This window comes from Streptomyces tendae (genome assembly GCF_008632955.1).
Lineage (GTDB): Bacteria > Actinomycetota > Actinomycetes > Streptomycetales > Streptomycetaceae > Streptomyces.
The window spans coordinates 23,312-42,350 of sequence record NZ_CP043959.1 but is presented as its reverse complement, the minus strand read 5'-3'; the positions used below and the strand labels follow the sequence as shown (position 1 = coordinate 42,350).

The window sequence follows — 19,039 nt, the reverse complement described above, 5'->3', positions numbered from 1 at the left end:
CCATGGAATCGCACGAACCGAACGATCGGTCGGGAGCGTGCTCCGGAAAGCATCCAGGTCGAGGGGGACCCCATGGCGACAGCAGCCGCCCGCGATACGGCCGGCAGTCCGACGGCGCAAGAGGCACCGGCGGGCCTCGGCGACCCCGCCGAGTTCCAGCGCGCCTTCGACGCGGCGGTCGCCGCCGACGAGCGGATCGAGCCGCGCGACTGGATGCCGGACGCCTACCGCGCCACGCTCGTCCGGCAGATCGCCCAGCACGCCCACTCCGAGATCATCGGCATGCAGCCGGAGGCGAACTGGATCACGCGCGCGCCCTCCCTGCGCCGCAAGGCCATCCTCATGGCGAAGGTGCAGGACGAGGCCGGGCACGGCCTGTACCTGTACAGCGCCGCCGAGACCCTCGGCGTCGGCCGTGACGAGCTGCTCGACAAACTGCACTCGGGCCGCCAGAAGTACTCCTCGATCTTCAACTACCCGACGCTGACCTGGGCCGACGTGGGCGCCATCGGCTGGCTGGTGGACGGCGCCGCGATCACCAACCAGGTCCCCCTCTGCCGCTGCTCCTACGGTCCGTACGCCCGCGCGATGGTCCGCGTCTGCAAGGAGGAGTCGTTCCACCAGCGCCAGGGCTACGAGCTGCTGCTGGCCCTCAGCAAGGGCACCCCTGAGCAGCACGCGATGGCGCAGGACGCGGTGGACCGCTGGTGGTGGCCGTCGCTGATGATGTTCGGCCCGCCCGACGACGAGTCCCAGCACTCGGCGCAGTCGATGGCCTGGAAGATCAAGCGGCACTCCAACGACGAGCTGCGACAGCGCTTCGTGGACATCTGCGTGCCGCAGGCGGAGTCGCTCGGCCTCACCCTCCCCGACCCTGACCTGCGGTGGAACGAGGAGCGGGGGCACTACGACTTCGGCGCGATCGACTGGTCGGAGTTCTGGGAGGTCCTCAAGGGCAACGGCCCGTGCAACGAGGAGCGGCTGTCCCGGCGCAGGAAGGCCCACGAGGAGGGCGCCTGGGTCCGGGAGGCGGCAGCGGCCCACGCGGCCAAGCACAGGAACGACGAGACGGGAGCTACGCGCGCATGACCCACACCGACTGGCCGCTGTGGGAGGTCTTCGTGCGCTCGCGCCGGGGACTGTCCCACACCCACGCCGGCAGCCTGCACGCACCGGACGCGGAGCTCGCCCTGCGCAACGCGCGCGATCTGTACACCCGCCGCGGCGAGGGCATCTCCATCTGGGTCGTGCCGTCCTCCGCCGTCACCGCGTCCTCGCCCGACGAGAAGGACCCCTTCTTCGAGCCCGCCGCCGACAAGCCCTACCGGCACCCCACGTTCTACGAGATCCCCGAGGGGGTGCAGCACCTGTGACCACGACACCCGCCGCGGAGACCGTGCCCACGGCCGCCGCGCTCGCCCTCGGTGACGACGCCCTGGTGCTCTCCCACCGCCTCGGCGAATGGGCCGGGCACGCCCCCGTGCTGGAGGAGGAGGTCGCCCTCGCCAACATCGCGCTCGACCTGCTCGGCCAGGCCCGGGTGCTGCTGTCGACGGCAGGCGACGAGGACGAGCTGGCCTTCCGGCGCGAGGAGCGGGCCTTCCGCAACTGCCAGCTGGTCGAGCAGCCCAACGGCGACTTCGCCCACACCATCGCCCGCCAGCTGTTCTTCTCCACCTACCAGCACCTCCTGCACGACCGGCTGGCCTCCGGCGACGGCCCGTTCGCCCCGCTGGCCGGCAAGGCCGTCAAGGAGGCCGCCTACCACCGCGACCACGCCGAGCAGTGGACCCTGCGGCTCGGTGACGGCACGGACGAGAGCCACAGCCGGACGCAGCGGGCCGTGGACGCGCTGTGGCGCTACACCGGCGAGCTGTTCCAGCCCGTCGAGGGCCTCGACGAGGTCGACTGGGCCGGCCTGGAGCGCACCTGGCTGGAGCTGGTCACGGACGTGCTGGGCCGTGCCACCCTCACGGTGCCCGAAGGCCCCCGTACCGGGGCGTGGTCGGCCGGAGCGGGCCGCCAGGGCCTGCACACCGAGCCCTTCGGCCGGATGCTCGCCGAGATGCAGCACCTGCACCGCAGCCACCCGGGGGCGACATGGTGACGGTCACGCCCCTGGAGGCGGAGCTGCTGGAGCTGGCCGGCTCGGTCCCGGACCCCGAGCTGCCGGTGCTGACACTGCGCGAGCTGGGCGTGGTCCGCGCGGTGCGCGCGCACGGCACGGACAGCGTCGAGGTCGACCTGACGCCGACCTACACCGGCTGCCCGGCCGTCGAGGTGATGAGCCTCGACATAGAGCGCGTGCTGCGCGACCACGGCGTGCGCGAGGTGACGGTGCGCACGGTCCTCGCCCCCGCCTGGTCGACGGACGACATCACGGACGAAGGGCGCCGCAAGCTGCGCGAGTTCGGCATCGCCCCGCCGCGCGCGGGCGTCGCCTCGGGCCCGGTCCGGGTCCAGTTGGGCCCCACGCGGACCGGTGCGGGCGGACCGGCCGACGAGCCGGAGCCCGTCCGCTGCCCGCACTGCGGCTCCGCCGAGACCGAGCTGCTCAGCCGTTTCTCCTCCACCGCGTGCAAGGCGCTGCGCCGCTGCCTCGCCTGCCGTGAACCGTTCGACCACTTCAAGGAGTTGTGATGGCCCGCTTCCACCGGCTCCAGGTGGCCGCGGTCGACCGGCTCACCGACGACTCCGTCGCCCTCACCCTCACCGTCCCCCCGCAGCTGCGCGAGGAGTTCCGGTACGTCCCCGGGCAGCATCTCGCGCTGCGGCGCACCGCCGACGGCCAGGAGATCCGCCGCACCTACTCGATCTGCTCCCCCGCCCCCGACGGCGAGGCGCCGGGCACCCTGCGGGTCGGGGTGCGGCTCGTGGAGGGCGGCGCCTTCTCCACGTACGCGCTGAAGGAGATCGACCTCGGCGACGAGCTGGAGGTCATGACCCCGGCCGGCCGTTTCACGCTCCCCCCGGCCCCCGGCCTGTACGCGGCCGTTGTCGGCGGCAGCGGGATCACCCCGGTGCTGTCGATCGTCTCGACCCTGCTGGCCCGTGAGCCCCGCGCCCGGTTCTGCCTCATACGCAGCGACCGGACGACCGCCTCGACGATGTTCCTGGAGGAGGTCGCGGACCTGAAGGACCGCTATCCCGACCGGTTCCAGCTGGTGACGGCCCTCTCCAGGGAAGAGCAGCAGGCGGGGCTGCCGTCCGGGCGGCTGGACCAGGAGCGGCTGGCCGGGCTGCTCCCGGCGCTGCTCCCCGTGGACCAGGTGGACGGCTGGTTCCTGTGCGGGCCGTACGGGCTGGTCGAAGGGGCCGAGCGGGCGCTGCGCGGGCTGGGCGTCGCCCGCTCCCGCATCCACCAGGAGATCTTCCACGTGGACTCCGGGGCGACGGCCCCCGCCACGGCGACGGCCCCCGCGCACAGCACGGTCACGGCACGGCTCGACGGACGCGGGGGCACCTGGCCCGTGCAGACCGGCGAGTCCCTGCTGGACACGGTGCTGCGCAACCGGCCCGACGCGCCCTACGCCTGCAAGGGCGGCGTGTGCGGCACCTGCCGGGCCTTCCTGGTCTCCGGCGAGGTGCGCATGGACCGCAACTTCGCCCTGGAGTCGGAGGAGACGGAGGCGGGATACGTCCTGGCCTGCCAGTCGCATCCGGTGACGGAACAGGTGGAGCTGGACTTCGACCGCTAGTCCCGCACGCTCCTTAGGGCGTCCGGCAACCCCGGGCGCCCTCGAACGTGCGGCGCCCCTAGAGCACGTGCCCCGGCTGACCCTCGTCCGTGACGACGGGGCGGCCGGCGGCCTCCCACACCTGCATGCCGCCGTCCACGTTCACGGCGTCGATGCCCTGCTGGGCCAGGTACATGGTGACCTGGGCCGACCGTCCGCCGGAGCGGCAGATCACGTGGATCCGTCCGTCCTGCGGGGCGTCCTCGGTCAGCTCGCCGTAGCGGGCCACGAACTCGCTGATGGGGATGTGCAGCGCGCCTTCGGCGTGACCGGCCTTCCACTCGTCGTCCTCGCGGACGTCCAGCAGGAAGTCGCCGTCCTTGAGGTCACCGACCTGGACCGTGGGCACACCAGCTCCAAAACTCATGTCCCCGACGCTACCCGACCGGGCGACCGCGGGTTTCAGTCCCGCAGGGCGGCCAGCTGCGCCTCGCGCTCGGCCACGTCGGCCTGGAGCTGCGCGGCGATGTCCTCGAGGAGCCGGTCGGGGTCGTCGGGCGCCAGCCGCAGCATGGAGGCGATGGCGCTGTCCTCCAGGTTCTTGGCGACCACCGTGAGCAGTTCCTTGCGCCGGGAGAGCCATTCGAGGCGGGCGTAGAGCTCGTCCGCCGCGCTCGGGACGCGCTTCAGCTCGGGGCCCGCGGCCCACTCCTCGGCCAGTTCGCGCAGCTCGGTCTCGCTGCCGCGGGCGTAGGCGGCGTTGACCCGGGTGATGAACTCCTCACGGCGGGCGCGTTCCTCGTCCTCCTGCGCCAGATCGGGGTGGGCCTTGCGGGCGAGGTCCCGGTAGAGCTTGCGGGCCTCCTCGCTGGGCCGTACCCGCTGCGGCGGCCGTACCGGCTGGTCCGTGAGCATGGCGGTGGCCTCGGGGAACAGGCCGTCCCCGTCCATCCAGCCGTTCATCAGCTCCTCGACGCCGGGGATGGGCAGCAGCCGGGCGCGCGCCTCGTCGGCCCGTCGCCGGTCCTCGGGGTCGTCGCTGCGGGACGCCTTGGCCTCGAGGATCCGGGCGTCCAGTTCCTCGATACGGGCGTACAGCGGGCCGAGCTTCTGTTCGTGCAGCCGGGAGAAGTTCTCGACCTCGACGCGGAAGGTCTCCACGGCGATCTCGAACTCGATCAGCGCCTGTTCGGCGGCCCGTACGGCCTGCTCCAGCCGCTCCTCGGGCCGCGCCGCGCCACCGCCGGCGGGCGTTCGCTGCGCGCCGGCGCCTCCACCCTGCTCACCTTCCGAGGTCGTCACCCGGACAGCGTAGGCCACCTGCGAGGCCGGCACGCTCCTGTCACGGTGGCAGCGTCCGGGACACCCGGACCAACCGCCCGCGCGCACCTGCGGGCCCCCCGGGTGTACGCCCGACGGACCTGGCGGCCGCCCGGGCGTGCGCCCGACGGACCCGGCGACCCACCCGGGGCGGGCACCCGGCGGACCACCGTGGGTGTACGCCCGCCACACCCGACGGGCCACCGGTGCGGGCACCCAGGCGGATGGCCTGGGCATGTACACCCGGCGCACGTAACGGGCCTCCCTGGGTGTGCGCCCGGCGGGCCGGTCGCGGCACGCGCCCCACACCCCCACAGCCCACCCGGGCCCGTTCACCCGGCGCACCGGCACACCGCCGGGGTCGCCCCGGACAACCGGACCGCCTCAGACCCCCCTCAGACCCCCATCTCCGCGGCGATCCGCCCCGTGCGCACGGCCCCGACCAGGTCCGTGTGGTCCGCCTCCGTCCGGTCGGCATAGGCGACGGCGAACGTGGCGACGGCCTCGTCCAGCTCGTCGTTCTTGCCGCAGTACCCGGCGATCAGGCGGGGGTCGGCGCTGTGGGAGTGGGCGCGGGCCAGCAGCGCCCCGGTCATCCTGGCGTAGTCGTCGACCTGGTCGGCGGCAAGCGCCGCCGGGTCCACGCTGCCCTTGCGGTTGCGGAACTGCCGAACCTGGTAGGGCCGACCGTCGACGGTCGTCCAGCCGAGCAGGCTGTCACTTATCACCTGCATCCGCTTCTGGCCCTCGACCACGCGGCGGCCCTCGTGCTCGGCCCGCGGGGCGTCGAAGCCCGCGGTGGGCAGGTGCGGCACCAGGGCGGAGGGGCGGGCCTCCTTGACCTGGAGGACGAGCGGCTCCCCCCGGTGGTCGAGCAGCAGCACGACGTACGAGCGGGTGCCGACGCTGCCCGTGCCGACGACGCGGAACGCCACGTCGTGCACCGCGTGCCGGGCCAGCAGCGGGTGCCGGTCGGACGGCAGCGTGCCCAGGTACTGCTCCAGGGAGGCGGCCACCGCGGCCGCCTCTGCGTCCGGGATCCGGCGCAGCACGGGCGGCGCGTCCACGAAGCGGCGCCCGCCGTCCTCGGTGCGCTCGGTCGACTTGGCGGCGAACCGGCCGCTGGTGTTGGCGCGGGCCTTCTCGGCGACCCGCTCCAGGGTGCCCACCAGGTCGTGCGCGTCGGTGTGGGAGACCAGTTCCTCGTCGGCGATGGCGTTCCACGCGTCCAGTGCGGGCAGCTTGGCCAGCAGGCGCATGGTGCGGCGGTAGGCGCCCACCGCGTCATGGGCGGCGGCACGGCAGGTGTCCTCGTCCGCGCCGGCCTCCCGCCCGGCGAGCACCAGCGAGGCCGCGAGCCGCTTGAGGTCCCACTCCCAGGGGCCGTGCACGGTCTCGTCGAAGTCGTTCAGATCGATGACCAGGCGGCCCCGGGCGTCGCCGTAGAGGCCGAAGTTCGCCGCGTGGGCGTCGCCGCAGATCTGCGCGCCGATGCGGGTGATGGGCGTGCGGGCCAGGTCGTGGGCCATGAGGCCGGCCGACCCGCGCAGGAAGGCGAACGGCGTGGCGGCCATCCGGCCGACGCGTAGCGGGGTCAGCTCGGGCAGCCGGCCGTGGCCGGACTGCTCCACGGCGGTCACGGCGTCGGGGCGGGAGGCGTCGAGGCCGAAGGCCGCGTGGGCGCTGCGGGGCACCCGCTCGCGCAGTGCCTTGCCCTCCTGTTTCGGCGTGCCCGCGGCGGGCCACCGTCCGAATCCGGCCACCTGCGGCAGCCGCCGCTCCTGTCCGGCGTCCACAGTCGCGGCCCCCGCCGTCCCGGCGTCCGCCTTCCCCGCTCCGGCCGTCCCGGCGACCACTTCGGCTCCTCCGGCTCCGGCGTCGCTCACCACGACCGCCTCCCCCCTGCACGTGTATGCGGTGCACACCTGCCGACATCGATCGTGCCGACCGTACAGCCGTGGACGGCGGGGACGTCAGCCCTGTGGATGACCTTGAGGACCTCGGACCACCCTGTGGACAACTTACTCCGAAGCGGACAACTCGCATGGTCCCGGACAACCCACACCCTGTGGACAACGGTGGGCGAACCCCGCGGTCGAGCAAGGCGAGCGAGTCGAACACCGTCCGACCACCGGAACGAGCACCACCCGCCCGGCACTTGCGGCGCCGCCCGTTACGGGCGGAGATCACCCCTCTCGCCGCCCGTGCGACACCGATTCGATCATGAGATGTTCCTCACACGGCGCCCACACCCACACACCCCCGGACATGCGAAACGGGCGGCATCCGATGGATGCCGCCCGTTCGACGGTGTGCGCGAGGGGGGAGTTGAACCCCCACGCCCTTTCGGGCACTGGAACCTGAATCCAGCGCGTCTGCCTATTCCGCCACCCGCGCATTGGGTGTGTCTTCCGACCCTTGCCCCTTGGGGCCTGGCGCCTTCCGACATCGAGAACATTAGCACGCTGGTCGGGGTGGATTCACATCCCTTATCCGCGCACCGCCCGCGACCGGGCACAACGCCGGCCGGGGCGCCACCCGGCGTCCGGGCGACGTCTCCCCGACACCGCTCCGCCACCCCTCGGCCGCCCCTTCGACACCCGCGGACGCGTCCCTGGCCGGTCCCCGGCCGGAACATCCCGACAGCTCCCGCACCCGGGCCGTCCACCCGCCCGCACACCACCGCCGACCTGCCCCGCACCGCCGCCCGCTCATGTCGCGGCCATGACCGCTTCACGTATCAACCTCGTACCGGTACCAGCCGTCTCCCCAGGAGGCGGGCGGAGTCCGCCGCAGGGTGCGGGACACTGGTCTGTGGCCCCCTCTACGATCCATGGCAGAACGACGCGCACCAGCACGGCCGACGGAGTTCGAAGGGGAGCCCCGAAGGGAACTTCGTCAGGCGTCGACACCCGGCGACCGGGCGGACAGGGGGAACCAGCCGATCGGGCGGCGCGTGGATACGATCAGTAAGCAGTACCAGGTAAGCGGTGCACGGAACGGTGCACGGGGCAGTACACAGGACGGCAGCGACGGAGGAGGTGCCCCATGGGAGTCCTGAAGAAGTTCGAGCAGCGTCTCGAAGGTCTGGTCAACGGCACCTTCGCCAAGGTGTTCAAGTCCGAGGTGCAGCCCGTGGAGATCGCGGGTGCGCTCCAGCGGGAGTGCGACAACAACGCCACCATCTGGAACCGCGACCGCACCGTCGTGCCCAACGACTTCATCGTCGAGCTGAGCACCCCGGACTTCGAGCGGCTGAGCCCGTACTCCGGCCAGCTCGGCGACGAGCTCGCCGGCATGGTGCGTGACTACGCCAAGCAGCAGCGGTACACCTTCATGGGCCCGATCAAGGTGCACCTGGAGAAGGCCGAGGACCTCGACACCGGCCTCTACCGCGTACGCAGCCGCACGCTCGCCTCCTCCGCCAGCCAGGCGGCCCCCGGAGCGGCAGGGCCCGGCGGCGCCCCGCCCGCCGGACGCCCCGGCGGCTACGGCTACCCGCCGGCCGCCCCCGCGGGCGCCCCGCCCATGCCGGCCGCGCCGCCGCCCGGCGGACGTCCCGGCGGTTACGGCTACCCGCCGGCCGCGGCCGGACAGCGGCCCCCGGCCGCCCCCGCGCCCGGCGGACGCACCCGCTACTGGATCGAGATCAACGGCACCCGCCACCAGATCTCCCGCGCCACCCTGGTGATGGGCCGCAGCACCGAGGCCGACGTCCGGATCGACGATCCCGGCGTCTCCCGCCGGCACTGCGAGATCCGGACCGGAACGCCCTCGACGATCCAGGATCTCGGGTCCACCAACGGCATCGTGGTGGACGGGCAGCACACCACCCGCGCTACGCTCCGCGACGGCTCGCGGATCGTCGTGGGCAGCACCACCGTTATCTATAGGCAAGCCGAAGGGTGAAGCGGGGGCAATGTCAGAGCTGACCCTCACGGTCATGCGGCTGGGTTTCCTGGCCGTACTGTGGCTGTTCGTGATCGTGGCCGTGCAGGTCATCCGGAGTGACCTGTTCGGCACTCGCGTCACCCAGCGCGGAGCCCGGCGGGAGGCCGGCCGGCAGCAGGCGAACCGCCAGGCACCGCCGCAGCAGCGCCAGCAGTCCGGCGGCGGCCGCCGTGGCCGCAACACCCCCACCAAGCTGGTCGTGACCGAGGGCACCCTCACCGGCACCACCGTCGCCCTCCAGGGCCAGACCATCACCCTGGGCCGGGCTCACGACAGCACGATCGTGCTGGACGACGACTACGCCTCCAGCCGCCATGCCAGGATCTACCCGGACCGCGACGGTCAGTGGATCGTCGAGGACCTGGGCTCCACCAACGGCACCTACCTGGACCGGACCCGGCTGACGACCCCCACACCGATTTCGCTGGGCGCACCGATCCGCATCGGCAAGACCGTCATCGAGCTGCGGAAGTAGTACGAGAATGAGCGAGCGGAGCGAGCACGCGGTGGGGGTCCTCACCCAGGGTCCCGGCGCGCTCCCGACCGGAGGGTGGGCAGTGTGGCTCGACACGACCGGCTGTACCCGGAGCCGACGGGCGAGGTGCGCATGAGTCTGTCCCTGCGCTTCGCCGCCGGATCGCACAAGGGCATGATCCGGGAGGGCAACGAGGACTCCGGTTACGCCGGTCCCCGCCTGCTCGCCATCGCCGACGGCATGGGCGGTGCCGCCGCCGGTGAGGTCGCCTCCTCCGAGGCGATCTCCACCATCGTCGCCCTCGACGACGACGTGCCCGGTTCGGACCTGCTCACCTCCCTCGGCACTGCCGTCCAGCGCGCCAACGACCAACTGCGCATGATGGTCGAGGAGGACCCCCAGCTCGAAGGCATGGGCACCACCCTGACCGCCCTGCTGTGGACCGGCCAGCGCCTCGGCATGGTGCATGTCGGCGACTCCCGCGCCTACCTCCTGCGTGACGGCGTCCTCACCCAGATCACCCAGGACCACACCTGGGTGCAGCGTCTGGTGGACGAGGGCCGGATCACCGAGGAGGAGGCCACCACCCACCCGCAGCGGTCCCTGCTGATGCGGGCCCTCGGCAGCGGCGAGCACGTCGAACCCGACCTCTCCATCCGCGAGGTGCGGGCCGGCGACCGTTACCTGATCTGCTCCGACGGCCTGTCCGGCGTGGTCTCCCACCAGACCCTCGAAGAGGCCCTGGCCAGCTACCAGGGCCCCGAGGAGACGGTCCAGAACCTGATCGAGCTGGCGCTGCGCGGCGGCGGGCCCGACAACATCACGGTGATCGTCGCCGACGTCCTGGACCTCGACACCGGGGACACCCTGGCCGGGCAGCTGTCCGACACCCCGGTCGTGGTCGGCGCCGTCGCCGAGAACCAGAACCAGCCGCACGACAACGGCATCATGCAGACCCCCGCGGGCCGGGCGGCCGGCCTCGGGCGGCGGCGCGGCGGGGGCGGCGGCGAGTTCGGACCGCCCGGCAGCGGCGACGTCACCGGCTTCATCCAGACCGACGGCTTCGACTACGGCGACGACGACTTCGTCAAGCCCGCCAAGAACCGCCGGTGGCTGAAGCGGTCCGTGTACAGCCTGCTCGCGCTGGCCGTCATCGGCGGCGGTCTGTACGGCGGCTGGCGCTGGACCCAGACGCAGTACTTCGTCGGCGCCAAGGGCGAGCACGTCGCGCTGTACCGGGGCATCAACCAGGACCTGGCCTGGGTCTCCCTCTCGAAGGTCGAGAAGGACCACCCCGAGATCGAACTCAAGTACCTCCCGCCCTACCAGCGCAAGCAGGTCGAGGCGACCATCGTCGAGGGCGACCTGTACGGCGCCCGGGAGAAGATCGAGGAGCTGGCCGTCCAGGCCTCCGCGTGCAAGAAGCAGGCCGAGCGGCGCGCCTCCGACAGCGAGACCAACGCACGCACCGGTGCGGGCGAGGCCGGAGGGACCACGGGAACCACTCCCGCGTCCTTCTCGTCCAAGGCATCACCGACGCCGAATCCCTCGGACTCGGCGAAGGCCCCGGAGCAGTCCACGACCCCGTCCACGACCGCACCCACTACCAGCCCCGGCCCCAGCCTCTCGGAGGAGGAGCAGAAGGTCGTCTCGCTGTGCGGTAAGCAGTAGGCAAGCCGTGAGAGGCCCTGTCACACGATGAGCAGTACTACCAATCCGTCGACGCAGCACACGTCCACGATCGGCGCCATCGGCGCGCCCAGCCGCCGCAACACCGAGCTCGCACTGCTCGTGTTCGCCGTGGTCATCCCGGTCTTCGCCTACGCCAACGTGGGCCTCGCCATCAACGGCGACGTACCGGCCGGGCTGCTGAGCTACGGCCTGGGCCTCGGCCTGCTGGCGGGCGTCGGTCACCTCGTCGTACGGAAGTTCGCGCCGTACGCGGACCCGTTGCTGCTGCCGCTGGCCACGCTGCTCAACGGCCTGGGGCTCGTCGCCATCTGGCGTCTGGACCAGTCCGAACTGCTGCAGCAGATCAAGCAGGCGGGCACCGCCGCGCCCCGGCAGCTGATGTACACCGCGATGGGCATCGCCCTGTTCGTGGCCGTGCTGGTCTTCCTCAAGGACCACCGCGTCCTGCAGCGCTACACGTACATCTCCATGGTCGGCGCGTTGTTCCTGCTGCTGCTCCCGCTGGTGCCGGGCCTCGGCCAGAACATCTACGGCGCCAAGATCTGGATCAAGGTCGGCGGCTTCTCCATCCAGCCCGGTGAGTTCGCCAAGATCGTCCTGGCGGTGTTCTTCGCCGGCTACCTGATGGTGAAGCGGGACGCGCTGGCGCTGGCCAGCCGCCGTTTCATGGGCCTCTACCTGCCGCGCGGCCGCGACCTCGGCCCGATCCTGGTCGTATGGATGGTCTCGATCCTCATCCTGGTCTTCGAGACCGACCTCGGTACCTCGCTGCTGTTCTTCGGCATGTTCGTGATCATGCTGTACGTCGCCACCGAGCGGACCAGCTGGATCGTCTTCGGTCTGCTGATGTCGGCCGTCGGCGCCGTCGGCGTCGCCAGCTTCGAGCCGCACATCCAGCAGCGTGTGGACGCCTGGCTGGACCCGATGAAGGAGTACACGCTCTCCCGCGCGGGCGTGGGCGGCCACTCCGAGCAGGCCATGCAGGCACTGTGGGCGTTCGGCTCCGGCGGCACCCTCGGCACCGGCTGGGGCCAGGGCCACTCCGAGCTGATCCGGTTCGCCGCCAACTCCGACTTCATCCTCGCCACCTTCGGCGAGGAGCTGGGCCTGACCGGCCTGATGGCACTGCTGCTGCTGTACGCGCTGATCGTGGAGCGCGGCGTGCGCACCGCCCTCGCCGCCCGCGACCCGTTCGGCAAGCTGCTCGCCATCGGCCTGTCCGGCGCCTTCGCCCTCCAGGTCTTCGTGGTCGCCGGCGGCGTCATGGGCCTGATCCCGCTGACCGGTATGACGATGCCGTTCCTGGCGTACGGCGGTTCGTCCGTCATCGCGAACTGGGCGCTGATCGGCATCCTGCTGAGGATCAGTGACACCGCGCGCCGTCCGGCCCCCGCGCCCGCCACCAACCCCGACGCCGAGATGACCCAGGTGGTCCGCCCGTGAACAAGCCCCTGCGCCGGATCGCGATCTTCTGTGGCCTGCTCGTCCTCACCCTGCTCATCCGGGACAACTGGCTGCAGTACGTACAGGCCGACGAGCTGAGGACCGACGAGAACAACCGCCGCGTCGCCATCGAGCGCTACGCCTCACCGCGCGGCGACATCATCGTCGAGGGCGAGCCCATCACCGGGCACACCACCACCAAGGGCGACTTCAAGTACAAGCGCACCTACAAGGACGGCCCCATGTGGGCCCCGGTCACCGGCTTCGTGTCCCAGGCGTACGGCGCCAACCAGCTCGAGGCCATCGAGGACGGCATCCTCACCGGCAACGACGACCGCCTCTTCTTCCGCAACACGCTCGACATGCTGACGGGCAAGAAGAAGGAGGGCGGCAACGTGGTCACCACCCTCAACGCCGCCGCGCAGAAGGCCGCCTACAAGGGCCTGAAGAAGCAGGGCGGCAAGGGCTCCGTCGTGGCGATCGAACCGTCCACCGGCAAGATCCTCGCGATGGCCTCCTACCCGTCGTACGACCCCTCCACGATCGCCGGCAGCAGCCTCGACACGGACGCCGAGGCGTGGAGCAAGCTGCAGAAGAAGAACAACCCGGACGACCCGATGCTGAACCGGGCGCTGCGCGAGGTCTACCCGCCCGGCTCGACCTTCAAGGTCGTCACCGCGGCCGCCGCGCTGGAGCACGGGCTGGTCGAGGACGCGGACCAGAAGACCGAAACCCCGCTGCCGTGGATCATGACCGGCACCAGGACCGAACTGAAGAACGAGGGCGATCTGCCCTGTGAGGACGCCACCCTGCGCGAGGCGCTGCGGGTGTCCTGCAACACCGTCTTCGGCAAGGCCGGCGCCGACCTGGGCAACGACAAGATGCTGGAGACGGCCAAGAAGTTCGGCTTCACCGAGGAGCAGTTCACCCCGGTCCGCGCGACCGCCTCGGTGTTCTCCGACAACATGGACCCGTCGCAGGTGGCCCTGTCCTCCATCGGCCAGTTCAACACCGCCGCCACCCCGCTGCAGATGGCCATGGTGGCCTCGGCCGTCGCCAACAACGGCAGCCTGATGAAGCCGTACATGGTGGACGAGCTCCAGGCCCCGAGCCTCGACGTCATCGAGAAGACGGACCCGGAGGAGATGAGCCGGCCGATGTCGGCGAAGAACGCGCAGATCCTCCAGTCGATGATGGAGACGGTCGTCGAGGACGGCACGGGAACCAACGCCAAGATTCCCGGCGTCACCGTAGGTGGCAAGACCGGTACCGCTCAGCACGGTGTGGACAACAGCGAGAACCCCTACGCGTGGTTCATCTCCTACGCCAAGGGCGAGGACGGCAGCTCCCCCGTCGCCGTGGCGGTCGTGATCGAGGACGAGAACGCCGTGCGCGACGACATCTCCGGTGGCGGTCTCGCCGCACCGATCGCCAAGAGCGTGATGGAGGCGGTCCTCAAGGGCAAGCAGTGACCCCCATCACGTCTGCCTCACATCGGTGCACGTTGCGGTACCGGTCCTGTATCGGCTGACGTACTTGGCCAGGTCACACAGAACGAGCCGGGTACGGTAGGCCCGGACGGCAGCCTCCGGCGGCACAAGTGTGCTGCCCGGGACCGACGGAGAGGGCTGGTAGGTAGCTATGGAAGAGCCGCGTCGCCTAGGCGGCCGGTACGAGCTGGGCCCGGTGCTCGGCCGTGGTGGCATGGCGGAGGTTTACCACGCACATGACACCAGGCTCGGACGCCAGGTGGCGGTGAAGACGCTACGCGCGGATCTCGCGCGCGACCCGTCCTTCCAGGCCCGGTTCCGCCGGGAGGCCCAGTCGGCCGCCTCGCTCAACCATCCCGCGATCGTTGCGGTCTACGACACGGGCGAGGACTACATCGACGGGGTCTCCATCCCGTACATCGTCATGGAGTACGTCGACGGCTCCACGCTCCGCGAGCTTCTGCACAGCGGCCGCAAGCTGCTGCCGGAACGCACGCTGGAGATGACCATCGGCATCCTCCAGGCGCTGGAGTACTCCCACCGGGCCGGCATCGTCCACCGCGACATCAAGCCCGCGAACGTCATGCTGACGCGCAACGGCCAGGTCAAGGTCATGGACTTCGGCATCGCCCGCGCAATGGGCGACTCCGGCATGACGATGACCCAGACCGCGGCGGTCATCGGCACCGCGCAGTACCTCTCGCCGGAGCAGGCCAAGGGCGAACAGGTGGACGCGCGTTCCGACCTGTACTCCACCGGCTGCCTGCTCTACGAACTGCTGACCGTCCGGCCTCCCTTCGTGGGCGACTCCCCGGTCGCGGTCGCCTACCAGCACGTGCGGGAGGAACCGCAGCCGCCGAGCGTCTTCGACCCCGAGATCACGCCCGAGATGGACGCGATCGTACTGAAGGCGCTGGTCAAGGACCCCGACTACCGCTACCAGTCGGCCGACGAGATGCGTGCCGACATCGAGGCCTGCCTCGACGGCCAGCCCGTCGCGGCGACCGCGGCCATGGGCTCGGTCGGCTACGGCGGTTACCCGGACGACCAGCCGACGACGGCGCTGCGCGCGGACGCCGGCGGGGCCACCTCGATGCTGCCGCCCATGAACCCGGACGACGGCGGCTACGGCTACGACGAGCGCCAGAGCCGTCGCCGCCCGCCGAAGAAGAACAACACCTCCACGATATTGCTGGTCGTGGCGGGTGTGCTGGTCCTGATCGGCGCCATCCTGATCGGCCGCTGGGCGATCAACGGCAGCGGCGGCGTGGGCAACGGCACCGTCGCGGCCCCGAACTTCGTCGGCGAGACGAAGGCGAACGCGCAAAAACTCGCCGACAACAGCGATTTGACGTTGGCCTTCACGGAGAAGCCCTGCGAGAACCAGGCCAAGGGCAACGTCTGTGACCAGGACCCGGCAGCCGGGACGAAGGTGGACAAGGAGTCCACCGTCACCCTGACGGTCTCCACGGGGGCGCCGAAGGTCGCCGTGCCGAGCGTGATCGGTGACGACATCGACGACGCCAAGGCCGAACTCGAGGGCGACAAGTACCAGTTCGTCGTCGAGGTCGAAGAAAAGATCAGCGGCGAGGAGCCGGGCACGGTCATCGAGCAGAAGCCGGATCTCGGTGAAGAGGTGGAGAAGGGTACGACCGTCACCCTCACCGTCGCCAAGGCCGAGGACAAGGCCACGGTCCCGGACGTCCTCACCAAGAGCTGTGAGGAGGCCAAGGCCCAGATGACGGCCAGCACCCTCACCGGCAACTGCGTCGAAGAGGAGACGGACGACCCGAACCTGGTCGGCAAGGTCATCCGCACCTCGCCCGATGCGAACACCCAGGTCTCCAAGAACAGCCAGGTGACGATCTTCATCGGCAAGGCGAAGGCAGCCGAGAAGGTGGCCGTGCCGGAGATCAACGGCAAGAAGCTCGAGGAAGCCCAGCGTCTCCTCGGGGAGGCGGGACTCTCCGTCACCGGTGTCACCGGTCCGAACGACCCCAACGCCCGCGTGTTCGGTTCCAACCCGCCCCAGGGCACCCCGGTGGACAAGGGCACGGGAGTGACCCTGTTCACGGTCGGCGGTGGCGGCGGCGGTGACGGCGGCTTCTTCGGGGGCGGCTGATCCGCGGCAGGCACCTCGCACGACAGGAGCCCCGGCCCCCTCTTCGGAGGGGGCCGGGGCTTTTCGTCGGTCCGGGACCTCGGGCGCGGGGCCTGGATCAGTTCAGCTCCTGCGGCGGGGTGCGGTTCTCGTCCACCTTCTCCTTGCGGACCAGTTCGCCCCAGACGATGTAGCGGTACGTGCTGGTGTAGATCGGCGTGCAGGTCGTCAGCGTGATGTAGTGGCCGGCCTTCTTGCGGCCGGACTCCGCGGGGACCTTGGCGAGGACGTCGACGTTGTACTTCGACGTCTCCGGGAGGATGCCGAAGACCTTGTAGACGTACCAGGTGTCCTTCGTCTCGAAGACGATCGGATCACCCTTCCTGATCTTGTGGATGCCGTGAAACTTCGCGCCGTGACCGTCCCGGTGCGCGGCGAGGGAGAAGTTGCCCTTCTTGCCGGACGTCGGCAGGGTCGCCTTCACGGGGTCGGTGTAGTAGCCGGCCACGCCGTCGTTGAGGACCTTCATCGACGTGCCCTTCTCGACGAGGATGTCGTCGCCGCTCATCGCGGGCACGTGCAGGAAGCCGATGCCGTTCTTGCTGTCGTAGACGGCGGGTGCGCTCTTGTCGCCGCCGCCGGACTCCTGGGCCCAGGAGTCGCGCACCTTGTCCGCCTGCCGGTCCGCCGCGCGGTCCGCGACGACGTTCGTCCACCACAACGAGTAGACGACGAACAGGCCGAGCAGCACGCCCGCGGTGATGAGCATCTCCCCGAAGAAGCTGATCACCATGGCCACCGGCCCCATGCGGCGGCGTGCCCTGGGCGGCGGGGACGCGGGCGCGTCGGAGTGCTGTGCGGTGTCGTCGGCGGTCGCTGCCACGTTTCCTCTGCCCTTAACTGACGAGCGCATCCGGCTTGCCCTTGCTGCGCGGCCGTTCCTCGACCATCTGACCCCAGACGATCAAGCGGTACTTGCTGGTGAACTCAGGTGTGCACGTGGTCAGCGTGATGTAGCGGCCGGGCCCGGTGAAGCCCGAGCCCTTGGGCACCGGTTCGAGGACGCTCACATTGCTCGGTGGCGTCACCGGCAACGTCGACGCCGTCTTGTAGACGAAGTACGTGTCCTGCGTCTCCACCACGATCGGATCGCCCGGCTGCAGCCGGTTGATGTACCGGAACGGCTCCCCGTGCGTGTTGCGGTGGCCCGCGAGCCCGAAGTTGCCGGTCTTCGCGTCCGGCATCGCCGTCTTCAGCGCGCCCTCCGCGTAGTGGCCGACCATGCCCCGGTCGAGGACCTTCTTGCTGCTGATGCCCTCGGCGATCGGCACCACCACGTCCAGCTTGGGGATGTGCAGCAGCGCGAAGCCCTGCCCCGGCTCGAACGCCCCCGGTTTACGCTCGCCGTTCGCCCAGTCCTGCTGGAGGTCGCTGGCCTCCTTGCCGGCCTGCGCGTGCGCGCGCACGTTCGTCCACCACAGCTGGTAGGTGACGAACAGGAGCATCAACACGCCGGTGGTGATGAACACCTCGCCGATGGCCCGGCTCGCCACGACCGCCGGGCTGGCCTTACGCGCCCGAGCCTGCCGACGCGCCTCGACACGGGACAGCGGCGCCCGTGACGCCCCCTCAGAGGCGTCGTCAGGGCCCCGGCCGGCCGAGGCCCGTGACGCCCCCTCAGAGGCGTCGTCAGGGCCCCGGCCGGCCGAGGACCCGTCGGCGGCCTTGTGAGAGCCTCCACGGCGCCCCTGCCGCTTCTTGGCCGCCTTCCTGCGGGCTGCCCGGCCCCCCGGAGCGGGAGGTTCCTCACGTACCGCGCGCTCCGGCGGGTCCGGAATGCGCAGCGCGACGGTCTCCTCGTCGATCGGCGGCAGCCGCGTGGTGGCGTCGTCGGCGGTGCCCCCGTAAGGGTCGGGCGTCGCCGCCCCGCCGTACCACCCGTCCCCGTACGCGCCCTGGACCCCGTACGGCTGCCCGCCGTACGAGGTGCCCTGGTCGCCGGCGCCGTACCCATGGGCGCCGGACTCGCGCTCGGGGCGCAGCGCCGTCACGCCGAGGACCTGCCCACCACCGGGGCGAGCCCCGCGGATCTCGCCACGGCCTCCGTGTCACCACACTCCGCGAGCCAGTTGGCCAACATCCGGTGGCCGTGCTCGGTCAGCACCGACTCAGGGTGGAACTGCACCCCCTCCACCAGGAGTTCACGGTGCCTGAGTCCCATCACGATGCCGTCCGCGGTGCGGGCCGTGACCTCCAGCTCCGCCGGGACCGTGGCCGGCTCGGCGGCCAGCGAGTGGTACCGGGTGGCCGTGAACGGGGAGGGCAGTCCGGCGAAGACGCCCTTGCCCTCGTGCGTCACCGGGGAGGTCTTGCCGTGCAGCAGCTCGGGGGCGCGGTCGACCACACCGCCGTACGCCACCTGCATCGACTGCATGCCCAGGCAGACGCCGAAGACCGGCACCCCGGTCGCGGCGCAGTGGCGCACCATGTCCACGCAGACCCCGGCCTCTTCAGGGGTGCCGGGGCCCGGGGACAGCAGCACGCCGTCGAAGCCGTCCTGGGCGTGGCCCGTCGACACCTCGTCGTTGCGCAGGACCTCACACTCGGCGCCCAGCTGGTACAGGTACTGGACAAGGTTGAAGACGAAGCTGTCGTAGTTGTCGACGACGAGAATGCGCGCGCTCACTGGTTGTCCACCGTCACATCGTTGAAGGGCAGCAGCGGCTCCGCCCACGGGAAGACGTACTGGAAGAGGACGTAGACCACGACGGTGATCAGCACGAGTGAGATGAGTGCCCTCACCCATCCGTTGCCCGGCAGATGCCGCCAGATCCAGCTGTACATGCCGTCCCTTCCGTCGTACCACGGCACCAGACCCACGCCGTACGCC

At 70.9% G+C, this 19,039-nt stretch carries 18 protein-coding genes and 1 tRNA gene; 11 read left to right on the top strand and 8 right to left on the bottom strand.

Annotation, left to right across the window (positions count from 1 at the left end; translation table 11 throughout):
* Positions 1-72 precede the first annotated feature (72 nt).
* The 5 genes from paaA to F3L20_RS00185 are packed head-to-tail and all read left to right on the top strand — an operon-like array spanning position 73 to position 3,698.
* Positions 73-1,089: a 1,2-phenylacetyl-CoA epoxidase subunit PaaA gene (gene paaA / locus F3L20_RS00205; RefSeq protein ID WP_145829406.1), complete on the top strand. Its 1,017-nt coding sequence runs from the start codon at positions 73-75 to the stop codon at positions 1,087-1,089.
* Entirely contained in the window at positions 1,086-1,373 is a 288-nt protein-coding gene (paaB, locus tag F3L20_RS00200) for a 1,2-phenylacetyl-CoA epoxidase subunit PaaB (RefSeq protein WP_150150822.1), read from the top strand. Before paaA ends, paaB begins: the two co-directional genes overlap by 4 nt.
* Positions 1,370-2,107: a 1,2-phenylacetyl-CoA epoxidase subunit PaaC gene (gene paaC / locus F3L20_RS00195; RefSeq protein WP_150150820.1), complete on the top strand. Its 738-nt coding sequence runs from the start codon at positions 1,370-1,372 to the stop codon at positions 2,105-2,107. Before paaB ends, paaC begins: the two co-directional genes overlap by 4 nt.
* Entirely contained in the window at positions 2,101-2,640 is a 540-nt protein-coding gene (paaD, locus tag F3L20_RS00190; RefSeq protein WP_150150818.1) for a 1,2-phenylacetyl-CoA epoxidase subunit PaaD, read from the top strand. The genes paaC and paaD overlap by 7 nt, the downstream gene beginning before the upstream one ends.
* Positions 2,640-3,698, top strand: coding sequence for a 2Fe-2S iron-sulfur cluster-binding protein (locus F3L20_RS00185; RefSeq protein WP_150150816.1), 1,059 nt, complete (start codon positions 2,640-2,642; stop codon positions 3,696-3,698). The genes paaD and F3L20_RS00185 overlap by 1 nt, the downstream gene beginning before the upstream one ends.
* Positions 3,699-3,756: 58 nt before the next feature.
* On the opposite strand, the gene F3L20_RS00180 is transcribed toward F3L20_RS00185, so the two are convergent.
* From F3L20_RS00180 to F3L20_RS00165, 4 genes are all read right to left on the bottom strand, one after another.
* The gene (locus F3L20_RS00180) at positions 3,757-4,086 is read right to left on the bottom strand and encodes a rhodanese-like domain-containing protein (RefSeq protein ID WP_150157162.1); all 330 of its coding nucleotides are present in this window, start codon (positions 4,084-4,086) and stop codon (positions 3,757-3,759) included.
* Between the two features lie 53 nt (positions 4,087-4,139).
* The gene (locus F3L20_RS00175; RefSeq protein WP_145829410.1) at positions 4,140-4,979 is read right to left on the bottom strand and encodes a hypothetical protein; all 840 of its coding nucleotides are present in this window, start codon (positions 4,977-4,979) and stop codon (positions 4,140-4,142) included.
* Between the two features lie 413 nt (positions 4,980-5,392).
* Positions 5,393-6,883, bottom strand: coding sequence for a DUF2252 domain-containing protein (locus F3L20_RS00170; RefSeq protein WP_382687424.1), 1,491 nt, complete (start codon positions 6,881-6,883; stop codon positions 5,393-5,395).
* Between the two features lie 427 nt (positions 6,884-7,310).
* Positions 7,311-7,394 (bottom strand) — tRNA-Leu (locus F3L20_RS00165).
* A 651-nt stretch (positions 7,395-8,045) separates the two neighbouring features.
* Between F3L20_RS00165 and F3L20_RS00160 the strand changes: the two genes are divergently transcribed.
* The 6 genes from F3L20_RS00160 (at position 8,046) to pknB (ending at position 16,170) form a co-directional block, all read left to right on the top strand.
* Positions 8,046-8,906: an FhaA domain-containing protein gene (locus tag F3L20_RS00160; protein WP_145829411.1), complete on the top strand. Its 861-nt coding sequence runs from the start codon at positions 8,046-8,048 to the stop codon at positions 8,904-8,906.
* 10 nt (positions 8,907-8,916) lie between these two features.
* Positions 8,917-9,423 (top strand): FHA domain-containing protein FhaB/FipA, encoded by a 507-nt coding sequence (locus F3L20_RS00155; protein WP_150150814.1) that lies wholly within the window; start codon positions 8,917-8,919, stop codon positions 9,421-9,423.
* 132 nt (positions 9,424-9,555) lie between these two features.
* Positions 9,556-11,094 (top strand): Stp1/IreP family PP2C-type Ser/Thr phosphatase, encoded by a 1,539-nt coding sequence (locus F3L20_RS00150; protein ID WP_150157160.1) that lies wholly within the window; start codon positions 9,556-9,558, stop codon positions 11,092-11,094.
* A gap of 27 nt (positions 11,095-11,121) precedes the next feature.
* Positions 11,122-12,558 (top strand): FtsW/RodA/SpoVE family cell cycle protein, encoded by a 1,437-nt coding sequence (locus F3L20_RS00145; RefSeq protein ID WP_145829412.1) that lies wholly within the window; start codon positions 11,122-11,124, stop codon positions 12,556-12,558.
* Positions 12,555-14,030, top strand: coding sequence for a peptidoglycan D,D-transpeptidase FtsI family protein (locus tag F3L20_RS00140; protein ID WP_150150812.1), 1,476 nt, complete (start codon positions 12,555-12,557; stop codon positions 14,028-14,030). The genes F3L20_RS00145 and F3L20_RS00140 overlap by 4 nt, the downstream gene beginning before the upstream one ends.
* Positions 14,031-14,199: 169 nt before the next feature.
* Entirely contained in the window at positions 14,200-16,170 is a 1,971-nt protein-coding gene (gene pknB, locus F3L20_RS00135) for a Stk1 family PASTA domain-containing Ser/Thr kinase (protein ID WP_150150810.1), read from the top strand.
* Between the two features lie 97 nt (positions 16,171-16,267).
* Here pknB and F3L20_RS00130 read toward each other — a convergent pair whose 3' ends face one another.
* From F3L20_RS00130 to F3L20_RS00115, 4 genes are read right to left on the bottom strand one after another with little or no spacing between them, the layout of a single operon-like run.
* Complete coding sequence (locus F3L20_RS00130; RefSeq protein ID WP_150150808.1) at positions 16,268-17,032, bottom strand: class E sortase; 765 nt, start codon at positions 17,030-17,032, stop codon at positions 16,268-16,270.
* 13 nt (positions 17,033-17,045) lie between these two features.
* Entirely contained in the window at positions 17,046-18,200 is a 1,155-nt protein-coding gene (locus F3L20_RS00125) for a class E sortase (protein WP_150150806.1), read from the bottom strand.
* A complete protein-coding gene (locus F3L20_RS00120) occupies positions 18,197-18,835 on the bottom strand; it encodes an aminodeoxychorismate/anthranilate synthase component II (RefSeq protein ID WP_145829417.1) in 639 nt (212 codons plus the stop codon). The genes F3L20_RS00125 and F3L20_RS00120 overlap by 4 nt, the downstream gene beginning before the upstream one ends.
* Positions 18,832-18,993 (bottom strand): hypothetical protein, encoded by a 162-nt coding sequence (locus F3L20_RS00115; protein ID WP_156700673.1) that lies wholly within the window; start codon positions 18,991-18,993, stop codon positions 18,832-18,834. Before F3L20_RS00115 ends, F3L20_RS00120 begins: the two co-directional genes overlap by 4 nt.
* Positions 18,994-19,039 lie beyond the last annotated feature (46 nt).